We start from the raw sequence: 16,076 nt of genomic DNA, 5'->3' as shown, positions 1-16,076 counted from the left end.
ATTACTCCTAACCACTTCCTGTGATTGGTCCCTTTTAGCCACAGCATCCTGCTGTTTGTCCATGTTGTGTTATATCCTATAACGTTTCCTTAAAGCCACAGCGTCTTGCTGTTTGTCCCTTTCCTTACAATAGTTGCTACATCCAGTAGCATGTTCCTTAAAGCCACAGCGTCCTGCTGTTTGTCCGTTTCCCTATCATCGTTGCTACATCCTATAGCGTTTCCATAAACCACAGCATCCAGCTGTTTGTCCCTTTCCCTGTCATGTTTGCTATATCCTATAGCGTTTCCATAAACCACAGCATCCGGCTGTTTGTCCCTTTCCCTGTTATGTTTGCTACATCCTATAGCGTTTCCATAAACCACAGCATCCGGCTGTTTGTCCATTTTCCATGTAATATTTTCTACATCCTATAGCGTTTCCATAAACCACAGCATCCAGCTGCTTGTCCCTTTCCCTGTCATGTTTGCTACATCCTATAGCGTTTCCATAAACCACAGCATCCGGCTGTTTGTCCCTTTCCCTTTAATGTTTGCTACATCCTAAGCGTTTCCATAAACCACAGCATCCGGCTGTTTGTCCCTTTCCCTTTAATGTTTGCTACATCCTATAGCGTTTCCATAAACCACAGCATCCGGCTGTTTGTCCCTTTCCCTTTAATGTTTGCTACATCCTATAGCGTTTCCATAAACCACAGCATCCGGCTGTTTGTCCTTGGTAATTGCATCTCGCAATTTTAAATAAGCTACACTCAGTGTGATCTTATTTATTTCTTAGTCACCATCTCCTTGACTACGAGATATATTATAGAGAGTTTTGGTGGGTACAAAACCAGTGGAAATGCTTTTAATTATTCTAGTAAAACTAAAAGTTAAACTTAATTTGTTTTAAAACAGTAGCTTAAGTTAATTTTGGTGTTATTTTCAGCAAAGGGATCATTGATCTCCACATAAGAAGTAAGATATTTCTCACAAGCAACTTCTGATTTGGTGATACAGTTATTTGCAACAACATAAAGCTAGTTTTATTCAGAGGGTGTTTTTTAACACCATAAGAGATATTATTAGCTGATAATAATTATTGTTTTTATCTGGAGGCTTTAATGAAAAAAGCATTAGCGATTGTTCTTACATCTTTAAGTTGTTTACCGGCATTGGCAGCAGACGAAGTTAATATCTACTCTTTTCGTCAGCCGTTTTTAATCCAACCGATATTAGATGACTTCACCAAACAAACAGGTATAAAAACTAACGTTGTTTTCGCTAAAAAAGGGCTTATTGAGCGTGTTAAGCGAGAAGGAAAGCATAGTCGGGCTGATTTAGTCCTAACTTCTAATTTTAGTGCATTAATGCAATTAGAAGATATGAACTTAACGCAAAAGATAAGTAGTGATGTGGTTAATCGTAATATTCCGGTTGCTTTCCGAGACCCTGAAGGTGAATGGGTAGCACTTACTAAACGGGTACGTAACGTTTACTCATCAAAGGAACGAACAGGTAAGCTTTCAGCCTTAGGGTATGAAGATTTAGCTTCAGCAACTTACAAAGGAAAAATTTGTATGCGCTCGGGTAAGCACCCATATAATTTGGGATTGATTGCATCGATGATTGCGCATCATGGTGAAGCGGATACGAAACAGTGGCTTAAAGGTGTAAAGAGTAATTTAGCTCGAAAACCACAAGGTAATGACCGTGCTCAAGTCAAAGCGGTAAAAGAAGGTTTGTGTGACATTGCTCTAGGTAACAGCTATTACTTTGGAAAAATGCTGCAAGATAGCAAACAAAGAGCATGGGCTGATTCAGTCTATATTAATTTCCCCAATCAAAAAGACCGTGGTGCCCATTTGAATGTTTCAGGTGTGGTAATGACCAAATATGCTAAAAATCCAGAAAATGCCTTGAAACTTATAGAGTTTATGACCGACAATAAAGCACAGAATATGTATGCGTCAATGAATATGGAATACCCAGTAAAATCTGGAGTAGCATTGTCGAATTTGGTGGCATCATGGGGCACGTTTAAGGAAGACGCATTACCATTGTCTGAAATTAGTAAATATCGTCCATTAGCACTGAAGCTGATCGATGAGGTTAAATTTGATCTTTAATGCAAGTACCGTTTTCTCTGTCTAAATGGCAGATATTTGCGTGGCTGATAGGCATTTGTTTATCTGCCCCGCTCGCTTTTTTAATCTTTGAATCTTTGCAAGGAGATTCAGAGGTATTCTCCCATCTATGGAATACCGTTCTTTGGGACTACACCTCTAATACTATTTTACTTATCCTTGGTGTTATTTCACTCAGTTGTTTGATTGCTTTGCCTTTAGGCTGGCTTAGCGCATATTGCCAGTTTCCTGGTCGGAAAGTATTTGAGTGGGCATTAATGCTGCCTCTGGCAATGCCGACTTATATAATTGCCTACATTTATACTGATTTATTGGATTATGCTGGGCCCGTTCAGGTGGCGCTGCGAGATTGGTTTGGTTGGCAATCACCGAATGATTACTGGTTTTTTGATATTCGTACATTGCCAGGTGCCATAATAATGATCGCTTTGGTGCTCTATCCTTATTTATATTTAATATTTAAAACCGCGCTCAGGGAGCAATCATTTAAATTGGTTCAGGCAAGTCAGCTGATGGGAATGAGCCCTCGTCAGAGCTTTTTTAAGGTGAGCCTTCCGTTAGCTCGGGGAGCAATTGTTGCTGCACTTGCTTTGATAAGTATGGAGACAATGGCTGATTTTGCGACGGTACATTATTTTGCTGTAAGTACGCTCACAACCGCAGTTTATGATACGTGGCTTGGCTATTACTCACTCACTGCAGCGGCAAAAATATCAGGAATTATGCTGTTATTTTTGTTTGTGTCACTGATGTTAGAACGACTAAGTCGTAAAAATGATACGGTGCATGAACGCCAAGCATCTGTTAACGATACAGCGTTATATGTGCTTAAAGGTAAAACAGCGTGGGCCGCTTCTGCGTATTGCATCTTTATATTACTGGTTGCTTTTGTGTTGCCAGTGGGTATTTTGTGTGGCTATGCAATTGATTATTTTGACGAGGCTTGGAATAGCCAATTCTTTTTATATGCTTGGCAGAGCTTGAAAGTGTCTTTGTGGGTCAGTGTTATTGCGATATTCTTTAGCGTTCTCGTGGTTTTTTACCAACGTATAGGTAGTGAAAGAACTAAATCCATTCCTGGGCGCTTCGCAAGTACGGGATATGCTCTGCCTGGTACGGTATTGGCGATTGCTGTTTTGCTGCCTTTAACTTTGCTGGATACGGCACTTAATGACTGGTTTTCGCAAACTAGTTTTGAACCTGGTTTATTGTTAAGTGGTAGTATTTTTGCGATGATTTTCGCATATGTCGTGCGATTCTATGCGATTGCACATGGCGCAGTTGAAGCCAGTTATGTGCGGATCAGCCCGTCGCTAGATATGGCCAGCCAAAGCATGGGGAAGGGGTTTTTACAAACCCTAACCTTGATTCACTTTCCGTTATTACGCCGAGGCATTCTCACGGCAGCTTTATTGGTTTTCATTGAATGTATGAAAGAGCTCCCCGCAGCGTTATTGTTACGACCTTTTAATTTTGAAACTCTGGCGACACATGTATTTCAGTATGTGAGTGATGAGCAGTTAGAACTTGCGTCAGTATCAGCCTTGTTTATTGTTTTAGTTGGGCTAATTCCGCTATATTTTGTTAATCGATCTATGGAGCAACACAACTAATGAGTAGTTTGCTATTACAAAATTTGTCGTATCAGTATGACGGTCAATCAGTTATTAAAGCGCTTAATTTAGCCGTCGAACAAAATGAAATAGTCTGCTTGTTAGGGGCTAGTGGTTGTGGGAAAACAACAACTTTGAAAGCCATTGCGGGGCTTATTCAACCGCAGCATGGATCGGTTGTGATTAATGGCCAGTGTATGAGTGATGAGCGCCACTTTGTCGCGCCTCAGCACAGAAATATAGGGATGATGTTCCAAGATTATGCGTTGTTTCCTCATTTAACGGTTGCGCAGAATATTGCGTTTGGTCTAAATAAGCTTGATAAACCAGAGCGCTTAAAGCGCGTTGATGAAATGTTGGAGTTAGTGCACTTAAATAATTTTAAGTCACGTTATCCTCATGAGCTTTCGGGGGGGCAACAGCAACGTGTTGCGATTGCAAGAGCGTTGGCGTACCGTCCAAACTTATTATTGCTAGATGAGCCGTTTTCCAATATAGATGCGCAGGTTCGATATCAGCTTATTAATGACATTCGAGCGATTATTAAAGATCAGCAAGTCTCAGCTATATTTGTCAGTCACTCAAAAGATGAGGCGTTTGCATTTTCGGATAAGTTAGCGATTATGCATGAAGGTCAAATCGCGCAATTAGGGTGTGCGAAAACTTTGTTCCAACAGCCCAGTAATAAAGTTGTAGCTGAGTTTTTAGGTCAAGGAATTTATTTAAAAGCGACTCGTTATAACGGTGCCGGTGTTAGCACTGATTTTGGTGACGTGAGCTCAATGGTTCCTTTGTTGCAATCTCAGCAGCAAGGACAAATTTATGTGCGACCACAGCACTTAGAGTTGGTTAATGACCCAAATGGGCAAGTGCGAGTTGAACAACAGCGCTTTGTGGGCACTGAATATGTTTATCGGGTACGTTTTGAACAGCAACAGTTAGAGGTTCCTGCGCCCACAGACAAAACAATTGATACTGATTTACCTGTCTCTTTTAAAATTAAAGCACATGCGGTAAATTTCTTTTCTGAGCAAGAGCTGAATTAAGTAAGGAAAAAAGCATGGCGCAAGCGCAATCAGGAGTCTGTGCTGAAGCAAACCTCCATGGTTTACATTTGTTTTTTAATGTACTAGATGGGCATGATGAGGCTGTGCGTGCTACATTGGCACATTGTGAACGATTACAAAATGAACTGAGTGACCGTTTCTCGGAGTCGATGGTGAGTAGCTTTGTGGCCATTGGAGCACAATATTGGCCGCATATTTATCCTGAGTATATTCCTCCTGAATTAAAAAGCTTTCCTCATGTAAGCAGTGCTGAACACTTAATGCATAGCCAGCCTTTTGATTTAATGTACGTGATCCGTTCAGATAGAGAAGATGTTAATCACCTTTTTGCACAAAGCGTATTGCACATGCTTGCACCTAGTGTTGAGCTAGTGGCGAATGTTAGAGGCTTTCGGTTTTTAGATGGCCGAGACTTTAACGGCTTTATTTATGGTGGAAATGCACCTCATGGGCGCTTTAAACGTCAAGTAGCTTTAGTCGATAACCCGCAGCATGATGATAATCAAGGAAGTTATGTGCATGTTCAACGAGTGAAGTTTGACATTGACACATGGCAAATATTAACACTTGATGAGCAGGAACAAGTGATGGGCCGAACGCGCTTAGATAACACCCTGATTTCTCCTCAAAAAGAAAATAGTCATGCAACTTTAGCGGAGTTAGTAAACGAAGACGGTTTAGCGACCTTACTTGATCAAAGCATGCCGTTTGGGGATGTATTTGAGCAAGGTAGTTTGTGGGTGAGTTGTTCGGCACATGGCCAAGCTTTTGAAGATGTTCTAATGTCTCGTTTAGGCACTCCAGATAAATATGACCTATGGTTGGATTATAATCAGGCAGATATGGGGGCGGCATTTTTTGCACCATCGGTCCAATTTCTTAGTACGATGGCACAAAGTTGTGAAGAGTGATTTTTAGGCCGGCCTAAACGTTGTCAAATAACGTTTTTACTCGCTCAAGCGTTGCATCAATTTCTGAAATTTGGGCTGGGGCTATAAATATGGTGTCATCACCGGCAATTGTGCCGAGTACGCCATCTGCAGTTCCTAACGAATCAAGTAATCGCGCAATAAGTTGTGCGGCGCCGGGGCTAGTTCGAATAATTATCATCATTTCATTATGGATAATATCAATGACCAATTGGCGCAGTGGGCTTTTGGCTGTCGGCACTCCCATCTCAGCAGGCAAACAATAGACCATTTCTTGTTTTGCATTACGGGTTCGTACCGCACCGAATTTACTGAGCATGCGTGACACCTTGCTCTGACTCACATTGTCAAAGCCTTGGTCTTTTAAAGCGTCAACAATTTCTCCTTGTGAACCAAAGTTTTCTTCTTTGAGTAAAGCTTTAAACGCTTTAACCAGCGCTTCTTGTTTTTCTTGAGGCTGCATAACGATCCATAATTCAAATGGTGATGTTGGGATTCTACACAAAACTACGTTGTGACCCAAATTTTACTGTGCTGATATTCAGGTTCTGTCACACGCGTAAAGCGCCAGTGCTGTTAGCTTTACAACTATAGTCGAAAAAATCATGAAAATAACTCGGATTAATTTGTTTTTACCTGCGCTTTTCATTATCTTTACTGCATTCTTGGGTATGTTTGTCTTTTTTAGCTGAGTTTGCAGTAACTAATATGGGTTTATTATGCTGTTGAGTACACATAGAACGTAAATTTGTGTATGAAAGTTGATTATAATTCATGTGAAATGGTTACTTTTAATTGTCATGTTAGCGCTTTTGTTGTGTATTCAATGTCACCTAATGGTGTTGGGGTTTACGCATTATGTATCTGATTGCTGAGATGGTATTTAAACTTAGATTTTAATTGAGGGACGCACCCTAAATTTACCTTCAATTTATGGAGTATTCACATGAAAGTTGCTGTATTGGGTGCCGCTGGCGGTATTGGTCAAGCTTTATCACTTTTACTTAAAAACGGTTTACCTGCAGGTTCTGAATTATCTTTATACGACGTTGCACCGGTAGTACCAGGTGTTGCTGTTGACCTTTCTCATATCCCAACGGCAGTTAAAGTAGCTGGTTTTGGTGCGGATGACCTAGACGCTGCACTTGCTGGTGCTGATATTGTATTGATCCCAGCTGGCATGCCTCGTAAACCAGGTATGGACCGTGCTGATTTATTCAACGTAAACGCAGGTATTATTAAAACACTTGCTGAAGGTATTGTACGTAGCTGCCCTAAAGCGCTAGTGGGTGTTATCACTAACCCAGTAAATGGTACTGTGCCAATTGTTGCTGAAGTATTCAAAAAAGCGGGTACTTATGAAGCATCTCGCGTATTTGGTGTTACAACATTAGATGTCATTCGTTCGGAAGCATTTATTGCTGAATTGAAAGGTGTTGATGTATCTGAAGTGAAAGTACCAGTTATTGGTGGCCATTCAGGCACTACCATTTTACCACTTCTTTCACAAGTTGAAGGCGTTTCATTCACTGATGAAGAAGTTGCAGCACTTACACCTCGTATCCAGAATGCAGGTACTGAAGTGGTAAATGCAAAAGCAGGTGGCGGTTCAGCGACACTTTCAATGGGCGCAGCTGCAGCACGTTTCTGCTTCTCACTTGTTAAAGGCTTACAGGGTCAAGATGTTGTAGATTACGCGTATGTTGCCGTTGAAAATGGCGACGCACCATATTTTGCGCACCCTGTCCGTTTAGGTAAAAACGGTGTAGAAGAAATTCTGTCTTACGGTGAGTTAAGTGCATTTGAACAAAAAGCAAAAGAAGATATGCTTGCAACACTTAACAAAGACATCCAAGAAGGTGTTGATTTCATGTCTTAATAGACGATGAAATTAAAAAAGCCGCGTACGTCGCGGCTTTTTTGTGTCCAAATTAGACGTTGACCATACCATTAAGTCAGTACTTTTATCGCTTTACTTATACCGTCTAATGTTAATGGGTACATACGGTTGTGCATTAGTTCAGCAATGATATCTATTGACTGGTAATAGGGCCAGTGGGTTGTGGGTTGTGGGTTTAACCAAGCAATTTTTTCAAAATGCTGAGTGAGGCGTTGAAGCCACACACTGCCAGCTTCATGGTTCCAATGCTCTACGCTACCACCAGAATATGTGATCTCATAGGGCCCCATAGTGGCATCACCCACAAAAATAAGTCGATAGTCTTTACCGAAGCGGTTGATAAGCTGATATGTGTCAAGCGACTCGCTATCGCGTCTTTGGTTATCTTGCCAAACTTGTTCATAAACACAATTGTGAAAATAAAAAAACTCCAAATGCTTAAATTCACTGTGTGCAGCACCAAATAGCTGTTCGCATAAATGAATGTATTCATCCATTGAACCACCAATATCAAACAGCATAATGACATTAATGGCATTATGTCGTTCAGGGACCATTTTGACATCGAGCATACCGCCTTGTTTTGCCGTTGCAGCTATCGTTTCATTAAGATCCAATTGCTCGCTGGCACCACTTTTTGCAAACTTTCTGAGCTTTTTCAGTGCAAGTTTCATGGTTCGGCTGGTCATTTCAGTGTTAGCGTCTAAATTGCGATATTGACGCTTATCCCACACTTTAACGGCTTGGCGCTGTCGGTTCCCTTCTTGGCCAATTCGGATTCCTTCAGGGTTATAGCCATACGCGCCAAACGGAGATGTGCCACCAGTGCCAACCCATTTATTGCCACCTGCATGGCGTTCTTTTTGCTCGGCTAATCGTTGTTTTAGCGTTTCTAATAACTTATCTAATCCACCGAGCGCATCTAATTGTTGTTTTTCTTCATCGGATAAGCTTTTTTCGAACTCTTTTCGTAACCAGTCATGGGGGAGTTCATTGTTAGTCTGTAATTGCGATAATAAGTCGATAGATTCAAGACCTTGAAAGTAATCGGCAAAAGCGCGGTCAAATTTGTCAAACTGGGTTTCATCTTTAACAAAAATAATTTTACTGAGGTCGTAAAATGCATCGATGTCAGCAAACGCTAAACCTTTGTTTAGTGCGTTGATACAGTCAAGCAGTTCTCGAGGACTGACTTTTAAGCCGTAGCGTTTTAATGTAAAGAAAAATTCGATAAGCATCAGTTAACGCTTACTTATAAAGGCCAGCTTCTCAATTAAGCTCACATCTTGTTCATTCTTAAGCAAAGCCCCAAATAATGGCATTAAACCACCTTGATGCTGTTTATCATGTAAGGTTGTACTCTCGATATCTTCAGCCATTAGCAACTTTAGCCAATCTAATAATTCACTGGTACTTGGTTTTTTCTTAAGCCCTGGCACATCCCTGAGTTTAAAAAAGCTTTCTAATGCTTGTTGTACCAAGCTAGCTTTGATATTAGGATAATGAACATCAATGATTTTTTGCATCTGCTGGGTGGAAGGGAAGTCGATATAGTGAAAGAAACAGCGTCGCAAAAAAGCATCAGGGAGCTCTTTCTCATTATTCGATGTAATAATGACTATCGGGCGGACTTTTGCTTTAACACGTTCACCTGTTTCATAAACATGAAACTCCATTTTATCGAGCTCCAATAGTAAATCGTTGGGAAACTCGATATCAGCTTTGTCAATCTCATCAATGAGCAGCACCGGACGTGAAGGATCCGTGAAGGCTTGCCATAATTTACCTTTTACAATGTAATTATTAATATCATGCACACGTTGTTCACCGAGTTGACTGTCTCTTAGTCGAGATACTGCATCGTATTCATACAGCCCTTGTTGTGCTTTTGTGGTTGATTTGATATGCCATTGAATGAGGTTGGTATTGAGGCTTTTTGCAAGTTCTTCTGCGAGTAGTGTTTTACCCGTGCCTGGTTCTCCTTTAATTAAAAGCGGCTTTTCTAATATAATTGCAGCATTTACTGCTTGTTTTAATGCACTACTAGCAATGTAATTGTTTGTACCTTGGAAGTTCACTTTATACCTAATGACTGGTCTGAGGAGAATGAGTTATCTTGCCATAAAAAGGTGACCTGCCGCTAGGGGTTATGAAGTATCTTATTTATCACCTAGGTATTTAAAGCGTGGAGTTTCAATGCCATCACATGTGACGTTTTCAACAAACATCGTGAAAGGACGAACCCAAAAATCGAAATCACCATAGAGGGTTTGATAGACGACCATTTTTTCTTGTGTTTCACTGTGAGTTGCGATGTGGAAGACACGATATTGCTGACCTTTGTAATGCTGATAAATACCGGGTTTTAGTGTTTGCTTCATTGTTCGTTCCGTTTAGTGTGCGGTATACTGCGCGTTAATATTTGCCAGACTGGGCTGTTGTATGAATTATATTGCGCTTGATGAGTTTAGAAAAGCATGGGTTTTTAAACATCAAGATTTACCGATCTCAGAACAAGATCTTGCGGCGATTAAGCCAATGACGAAAGCGCGAGCGGCAGTATTGTGGAGTACCATGATAAGCCGAGATCAAGATCACCCTGATTTTTTTAATCCATCTGAGTGGGTAGGAAAAGAGGATAGCTGGTCTGAAAATGTTGATTGGGAAAAGCCTTGGGAAGCCGGTGAGGAATCGCTTCCTGACGTAATTACATCGCATTTGGGGTGGGAAGCCAATACCACTGTATATTTTTGTATGTCACGTGAACAAGTTATCGAGACAAATTTTGCAGTTTTTCAGCGTTGTTGGCAAAACTTCATGTTTTTATGTGACGGCAGCTTATTGGTTGGTAAAAAACGAACCGGCGTCGTGCAATTTATGGAAAATGGTGAAGCTCGGCTTGGAGAAAAGCCGAAAGGCTAGCTTGCTTTAATCTGCCATGCTATAACTTTCACAGTGACTGGGAGGTAGCGTGGGCGAACAGTATATAGCAATGTCAAACGAGCAAAGCAGTTTATGGCATGACGAACGTGAACGATTACAATTTGCTGAGTTAGTTAATGTATTTTATGCACGTGAAATTCCAGCTTTGACAGAAAATGCAACTGCTGAGCAGTTGCCGCGGGCTTTATTAAGTTTACCTTACTATGTTGAGCGTGCAGCGCGAGATATAGTGCAAGGAAGTGTGCCCTTGCAATTAGACAGTCAAAATGGCACTTGGTTAAGTCCGCAAAAAGCGCAACCTAAATGGCAAATGGACGTGTGTAATCACTATTTTTCTCGCTATGGGACGGTTGGGTTAGTTGTGCCTGTGATGCTGTCTCACAAGGGATTGACACGTATTGTCATAGACACCATAGATCAAGTAAGAGACAATATGATTCATTGCAATCAACATGGATGGTTTGATTGTTCAGGACAAAGTCAGAAGGGAGTTTCTACAATCATGTTTAAACCCGCAAAAGCCTTAATGGTTGCGGCATGCTGTGGGCATCAGTGGCAATATAGTAAAGCAATTGGACCTAGAGTTTTGAGCTTAAGAGAAATGTTGTTAGCCAGTATGATTAACTGGAAAAATGTCAGAATAATAAAAAAACGCCCACGTTAATCTCGTAATATGTACAATAAACAGTAGGAACTAAACAATGCGCTTATTTCAGTTTGCTTTAATTTGTTTAGCGGCCTTTATTCAATATCAGCTTTGGTTTGGCCATAATGGATTACAGGATTACACGAGATTGAAAAGTGCAGTAGATGCACATCAAAATCTTAATGAAAAGCTATTAAAACGCAATAAGCTATTAAAAGCCGATATTGAAGACTTAAAGCTTGGCTTAGAGGGCGTTGAAGAGCGTGCTCGACATGAGTTAGGTATGATAAAACCCAATGAAACATTCATCAGAGTTCTTCCGAAAAAAACACCATGAATAAACTACCTAAAATAGCCATCGTTGTTCCCGCTGCGGGGGTGGGCAGTCGAATGCAACTATCTCATCCAAAACAATATTTAAAGATTGAAGATAAAACAGTATTGGAGCACACCTTAAATAAAATGATGGGGGTGCCTAATGTCTGCGTTATTGCTGTTGCGGTGAGTGATAGCGATACAGTTTTTGATAAACTTGCTTTTTGTAGTGAGAAGTTAATTAGAACCTCAGGTGGCAAAGAACGTGCAGAGTCGGTGCTTAATGCGCTTGATGCATTACTAGAATACAAACCTGATTGGGTATTAGTCCATGATGCAGCTCGTCCACTAGTTGATATTACTGATATTGAAAACTTAATTTCACACTGCTTAGAGGCGCAACAAGGTGGTATTTTAGCTGCTAAAGTAAAAGATACGATAAAACGGGGTAGTAGCCATAGCTCTGGTACAGTGCCAAGAGATGATTTATGGCAAGCATTAACGCCACAAATGTTTCCGTTTATGACGTTACGTTCAGCATTGAGTTGTGCGTTACAACAAGGCGTGACGATCACCGATGAGGCGTCGGCAATGGAGTGGCAACAGCAGCCCGTTCAATTAATTCCAGGACGAACAGATAATATAAAAATAACGACGCCGGAAGATTATGACTTGGCATGTTTTCTGATTTCAAAACAGCATAAGAGAGTGTGAAATGATAAGAATTGGTCATGGATTTGATGTACATAAATTCGGTGGAGAAGGTCCATTGATGATTTGTGGTGAGAAAATCCCCTTTGAACATGGCTTTATTGCGCACTCAGATGGTGATGTGGCTGTGCATGCCTTATGCGATGCATTGCTTGGCGCTTTAGCACTTGGCGACATTGGTAAGCATTTTCCTGATACAGCGGCAGAATTTGAAAACATAGATAGTCGAGTTTTGCTGCGACAAGTGATGAAGCAAGTCAAAGACAAAGGTTACCAACTAAGCAACTGTGATGTAACGATAGTCGCTCAAGCACCAAAAATGCGACCCCATATTGATGCAATGCGTGCAAACTTGGCTGTCGATTGTAGTGTCAGTATTGATCAGGTCAATGTTAAAGCCACGACCACTGAAAAGTTGGGTTTCGAAGGGCGAAAAGAAGGTATTTCAGCGCATGCTGTTGTACTGGTGATGAAGCAATGAAAAATTTGAATTACTTGTATGGTAAACCTCAGTCGTCGGCGGATTACAAATCGTGCGCTGAAGATTTTGTTGTTGATGAATTGCTGGATATTGAGCTGTCGGGTGAAGGTGAACACGTATGTTTGCACGTTATAAAAAAAGGTGAAAATACGCAATACATTGCGAAGATGTTGGCAAAGTTTGCAGGGGTCGCACCAAGAGATGTGAGTTATGCGGGGTTGAAAGACAGGCATGGCGTGTGTAGTCAATGGTTTAGCGTGCCAGTACCCATTAAACAACATCTCGACTTTACCGAGCTAAACAGTGATAGTGTGTTTGTTATTAAACAAATCAGACACAATCGCAAATTACGTACAGGGTGTCATTCAGGTAATAAATTTGAGATCACTTTACGTAATGTCAGTGCGCCATTAGATATTCTTTCTCGTATTAATGCTGTACGACAAGGGGTGCCAAATTATTTTGGAGAGCAGCGTTTTGGTCATGATGGGCATAATTTGCAAATGGCTGAGCGGATGTTTTCAGGAGAGCGCATCCGAGATAAAAAGTTGCGTGGTATTATTATATCCGCGGCGAGATCACATATATTTAATGAGATTGTTAGCAAACGCGTTGCTGAACATGGATTGGCTAAGACATGGCATCAAGAAGTATTCATGCTCAGTGGCAGTAATGCATTCTTTGAAGAAAATATCAGTGATGACACGATTGAACGCTTAACCAGTGGGGATATCTTATTGTCAGCACCGCTAGTTGGCAAAGGAGATAAAGGGTTAACTGAGCAAGAGCGAAACTGGTTAGTGCCTTTTAGTGCTTGGCAAGCGGGCTTAGCTGAATTAGGGTTAAAGAACGAAAGGCGCGCATTGAGATTAATTCCAAAACACTTACAGGTGAAAACAGTCGATGATACAACGATAAAGTTGACCTTTACTTTACCAAAAGGGACTTTTGCAACGGCCTTGCTAAGAGAGTTAGTGATACATAGAGATGCATCGAAAGATAACTTAATGGATAGTAACCAAGATGAGAATATTACTCAGTAACGATGATGGGGTTGATGCAAAAGGCATTGCGGTTTTATATCGAGCATTGTGTGAAATTGCTGAAGTAATTGTGATTGCGCCAGATAGAAATTGTAGTGGGGCTAGCCATTCTTTGACATTGATGAACCCATTACGAGTTTCCACTTTAGATAATGGATTTTTATCAGTAAATGGCACACCCGCGGACTGCGTGCATATCGGTGTTAGCGAGTTAATGGCTGACTTACCAGATCTTGTTGTCGCGGGTATAAATAAAGGTGCTAACTTAGGTGATGATACATTGTATTCAGGGACTGTTGCAGCCGCAATAGAAGGTCGCCATATGGGACTACCAGCCATTGCTGTGTCACTATGTTCTAAATATGAAAATCATTATGATACCGCTGCTCAGATCACGATAGACATTATTAAACAATTACAGTCACACCCGTTGCCCAAAGATCAAATAATCAATATCAATGTGCCAGATATTCCGCTAGATGAATTGAAAGGGGTAAAGGTGTGTCGGCTTGGCAAACGTCACAAAGCGGAAACAATGACAAAACAAACTGATCCTTGGGGTAGAGAGATATTTTGGTATGGTACATTGGGTCATGAAAGTGATGCAGGTCCAGGCACGGACTTTCATGCCATTAATCAAGGTTATGCGGCTGTAACGCCGTTAAAAATAGACATGACAGCTCATGAGAGTCTTGATGCAATGGCTTGTTGGTTAAAGAGATAGGGGATAGGGTGCTAAACAATTATGTGCGTAGTGCAAGTGCTTTAATTGAGCAAATTAGGGCACAAGGAGTAACCGACCGAAAAGTCTTGTCTGTATTGGAAAATACGCCAAGACATGTATTTGTGGATGATGTATTAAAGCATAAATCATATGAGAATACCGCGTTGCCAATAGGTCAGGGGCAAACTATTTCTCAGCCATTTATTGTCGCGAAAATGACGGAGATCTTAAGACAGGTGGGGGTATCGGGTAAGGTGTTAGAAATCGGCACTGGATCTGGTTATCAAACCGCGATTTTGGCACAATTATTTGACGATGTTTTTACTGTCGAGCGGATAAAGAGTTTACAATGGCAAGCCAAACGCCGTTTACATCAGCTCGACTTATATAATGTTGCAATGAAACATGGGGATGGATGGCAAGGCTGGTCATCGAAAGCGCCTTTTTCAGGGATTATTGTTACCGCAGCTGCGAAATCAGTGCCACAATCATTGTTACATCAATTACAAGACGGAGGCGCATTAATTGTTCCGTTAGGTGAGCAAGAGCAGATTTTGACGTTGTTTGTTCGTCAAGGTGAGCAATTTATTGAACACCCTTTAGCTCCTGTAAAGTTTGTCCCTTTAGTTGCTGGTGATATCATCTGAGTTTAGCCTTATTTTTTATATTAAATATTACAAATAGATGAAGTAAATATTATGGCAAAAAATCAAAGATGATTAAAATAAACATACAGATACTATTTTTAGTCATCTTATTTTTGAGTGCTTGCTCTACGAACCATAAACCTGCGCCTGTTACTAATCTATCATCAGGTAAGACCTCTTCGAAGCATAAAATTCACATTAAAAATAATCAGTATAAAGTACGAAAAGGTGACACCTTATTTTCTATTGCTTTTAGTGCAAATAAAGATGTACGTGCTGTCGCTAAAATTAATAATATAACCCCACCCTATTTGATTTATCCGGGGCAGAAAATCTACCTAGAGAATTCTAAAAATAAAAATAAAAAGGTTAAAAAACACGCAGTAAAAGTCGTTAACTCTAAAATAAATATACAAAAAAGTAACAAACAACAGAAAAAAGAACTTGATAAGCCAAAACAACGGGAGTATGTTCAAAAAGAACAGAAAAGCAGTGTCAAAGTGCCTAAGCAGATGATTTCTAAAAAGGTACAGTGGCGAAAGCCTGTTATTGGCAAAGTAATTAAGCGTTTTTCTGTTAAGGAAAATGGTTATAAAGGATTACTAATTGCTAATAAACATGGAACACCTGTAAGAGCCGCCGCAGCGGGCACTGTGGTTTATGCGGGCAGTGCATTAAGGGGTTATGGTAACTTAATCATATTAAAACATAATGATGATTACCTAAGCGCTTATGCACATAACTCGAAATTATGGGTCAAAGAGCAACAAACAGTTAAAGTTGGACAAAGAATTGCCGACATAGGTAATACAGATGCCACTGAAACTGCACTACGCTTTGAGATCCGTTATAGAGGGCAAGCTGTAAACCCACTTAGGTTTTTACCTAAGGATTAAGACACTGACAGACAGTATGATGATTTTATACCATTC

19 protein-coding genes are annotated in these 16,076 nt (G+C 40.6%); 14 read left to right on the top strand and 5 right to left on the bottom strand.

Annotation, left to right across the window (positions count from 1 at the left end; all coding sequences use genetic code 11):
• Positions 1 to 89: 89 nt before the first annotated feature.
• Entirely contained in the window at positions 90 to 386 is a 297-nt protein-coding gene (locus J8M01_RS00465; protein WP_211056672.1) for a hypothetical protein, read from the bottom strand.
• Positions 387 to 1,102: 716 nt separating this feature from the next.
• Here J8M01_RS00465 and J8M01_RS00460 point away from each other — a divergent pair.
• Genes J8M01_RS00460 through J8M01_RS00445 form a run of 4 tightly spaced genes read left to right on the top strand, consistent with a single transcriptional unit; the run spans position 1,103 to position 5,716 of the window.
• Positions 1,103 to 2,107, top strand: a complete 1,005-nt coding sequence (locus J8M01_RS00460) for a Fe(3+) ABC transporter substrate-binding protein (protein ID WP_211056671.1) — start codon at positions 1,103 to 1,105, stop codon at positions 2,105 to 2,107.
• On the top strand, positions 2,107 to 3,738 hold the full coding sequence (locus J8M01_RS00455; protein WP_192508677.1) for an iron ABC transporter permease: 1,632 nt from the start codon (positions 2,107 to 2,109) through the stop codon (positions 3,736 to 3,738). Before J8M01_RS00460 ends, J8M01_RS00455 begins: the two co-directional genes overlap by 1 nt.
• Entirely contained in the window at positions 3,738 to 4,784 is a 1,047-nt protein-coding gene (locus J8M01_RS00450; RefSeq protein ID WP_211056670.1) for an ABC transporter ATP-binding protein, read from the top strand. The genes J8M01_RS00455 and J8M01_RS00450 overlap by 1 nt, the downstream gene beginning before the upstream one ends.
• A gap of 14 nt (positions 4,785 to 4,798) precedes the next feature.
• Positions 4,799 to 5,716 carry a Dyp-type peroxidase gene (locus J8M01_RS00445; RefSeq protein ID WP_192508675.1) on the top strand — a complete coding sequence of 306 codons (918 nt, stop codon included), beginning with the start codon at positions 4,799 to 4,801 and terminating at the stop codon, positions 5,714 to 5,716.
• Positions 5,717 to 5,729: 13 nt separating this feature from the next.
• On the opposite strand, the gene argR is transcribed toward J8M01_RS00445, so the two are convergent.
• On the bottom strand, positions 5,730 to 6,197 hold the full coding sequence (gene argR / locus J8M01_RS00440; RefSeq protein WP_192508674.1) for a transcriptional regulator ArgR: 468 nt from the start codon (positions 6,195 to 6,197) through the stop codon (positions 5,730 to 5,732).
• Between the two features lie 483 nt (positions 6,198 to 6,680).
• Here argR and mdh point away from each other — a divergent pair, with 483 nt between their 5' ends.
• Positions 6,681 to 7,613: a malate dehydrogenase gene (gene mdh / locus J8M01_RS00435; RefSeq protein ID WP_192508673.1), complete on the top strand. Its 933-nt coding sequence runs from the start codon at positions 6,681 to 6,683 to the stop codon at positions 7,611 to 7,613.
• Positions 7,614 to 7,684: 71 nt separating this feature from the next.
• On the opposite strand, the gene J8M01_RS00430 is transcribed toward mdh, so the two are convergent.
• From J8M01_RS00430 to J8M01_RS00420, 3 genes are all read right to left on the bottom strand, one after another.
• Positions 7,685 to 8,872, bottom strand: a complete 1,188-nt coding sequence (locus J8M01_RS00430) for a VWA domain-containing protein (RefSeq protein WP_211056669.1) — start codon at positions 8,870 to 8,872, stop codon at positions 7,685 to 7,687.
• A gap of 3 nt (positions 8,873 to 8,875) precedes the next feature.
• Positions 8,876 to 9,712, bottom strand: a complete 837-nt coding sequence (locus tag J8M01_RS00425; RefSeq protein WP_211056668.1) for a MoxR family ATPase — start codon at positions 9,710 to 9,712, stop codon at positions 8,876 to 8,878.
• 81 nt (positions 9,713 to 9,793) lie between these two features.
• Entirely contained in the window at positions 9,794 to 10,015 is a 222-nt protein-coding gene (locus tag J8M01_RS00420; RefSeq protein WP_211056667.1) for a DUF1653 domain-containing protein, read from the bottom strand.
• Between the two features lie 61 nt (positions 10,016 to 10,076).
• Between J8M01_RS00420 and J8M01_RS00415 the strand changes: the two genes are divergently transcribed.
• From J8M01_RS00415 to J8M01_RS00375, 9 genes are all read left to right on the top strand, one after another.
• A complete protein-coding gene (locus J8M01_RS00415) occupies positions 10,077 to 10,556 on the top strand; it encodes a DUF2947 domain-containing protein (RefSeq protein ID WP_210997267.1) in 480 nt (159 codons plus the stop codon).
• Between the two features lie 49 nt (positions 10,557 to 10,605).
• Entirely contained in the window at positions 10,606 to 11,241 is a 636-nt protein-coding gene (locus J8M01_RS00410) for a hypothetical protein (RefSeq protein WP_348772702.1), read from the top strand.
• Positions 11,242 to 11,278: 37 nt separating this feature from the next.
• Positions 11,279 to 11,560 carry a cell division protein FtsB gene (gene ftsB / locus J8M01_RS00405; protein ID WP_192508668.1) on the top strand — a complete coding sequence of 94 codons (282 nt, stop codon included), beginning with the start codon at positions 11,279 to 11,281 and terminating at the stop codon, positions 11,558 to 11,560.
• Positions 11,557 to 12,252, top strand: coding sequence for a 2-C-methyl-D-erythritol 4-phosphate cytidylyltransferase (gene ispD, locus J8M01_RS00400; protein WP_211056666.1), 696 nt, complete (start codon positions 11,557 to 11,559; stop codon positions 12,250 to 12,252). The genes ftsB and ispD overlap by 4 nt, the downstream gene beginning before the upstream one ends.
• Before the next feature lies 1 nt (position 12,253).
• Positions 12,254 to 12,730 carry a 2-C-methyl-D-erythritol 2,4-cyclodiphosphate synthase gene (gene ispF / locus J8M01_RS00395; protein WP_211056665.1) on the top strand — a complete coding sequence of 159 codons (477 nt, stop codon included), beginning with the start codon at positions 12,254 to 12,256 and terminating at the stop codon, positions 12,728 to 12,730.
• On the top strand, positions 12,727 to 13,773 hold the full coding sequence (locus J8M01_RS00390) for a tRNA pseudouridine(13) synthase TruD (RefSeq protein WP_211056664.1): 1,047 nt from the start codon (positions 12,727 to 12,729) through the stop codon (positions 13,771 to 13,773). The genes ispF and J8M01_RS00390 overlap by 4 nt, the downstream gene beginning before the upstream one ends.
• Positions 13,754 to 14,497: a 5'/3'-nucleotidase SurE gene (gene surE / locus J8M01_RS00385; RefSeq protein WP_211056663.1), complete on the top strand. Its 744-nt coding sequence runs from the start codon at positions 13,754 to 13,756 to the stop codon at positions 14,495 to 14,497. Before J8M01_RS00390 ends, surE begins: the two co-directional genes overlap by 20 nt.
• Positions 14,498 to 14,505: 8 nt before the next feature.
• Complete coding sequence (locus tag J8M01_RS00380; protein WP_192508663.1) at positions 14,506 to 15,144, top strand: protein-L-isoaspartate(D-aspartate) O-methyltransferase; 639 nt, start codon at positions 14,506 to 14,508, stop codon at positions 15,142 to 15,144.
• A 77-nt stretch (positions 15,145 to 15,221) separates the two neighbouring features.
• Positions 15,222 to 16,040 (top strand): peptidoglycan DD-metalloendopeptidase family protein, encoded by an 819-nt coding sequence (locus J8M01_RS00375; protein WP_192508966.1) that lies wholly within the window; start codon positions 15,222 to 15,224, stop codon positions 16,038 to 16,040.
• The last annotated feature ends 36 nt before the right edge of the window (positions 16,041 to 16,076 follow it).

The organism is Pseudoalteromonas sp. MMG005 (assembly GCF_018101015.1).
Lineage (GTDB): Bacteria > Pseudomonadota > Gammaproteobacteria > Enterobacterales > Alteromonadaceae > Pseudoalteromonas > Pseudoalteromonas aurantia.
The sequence above is the reverse complement of the archived record's forward strand: the minus strand, read 5'-3'. Positions and strand labels throughout refer to the sequence as shown.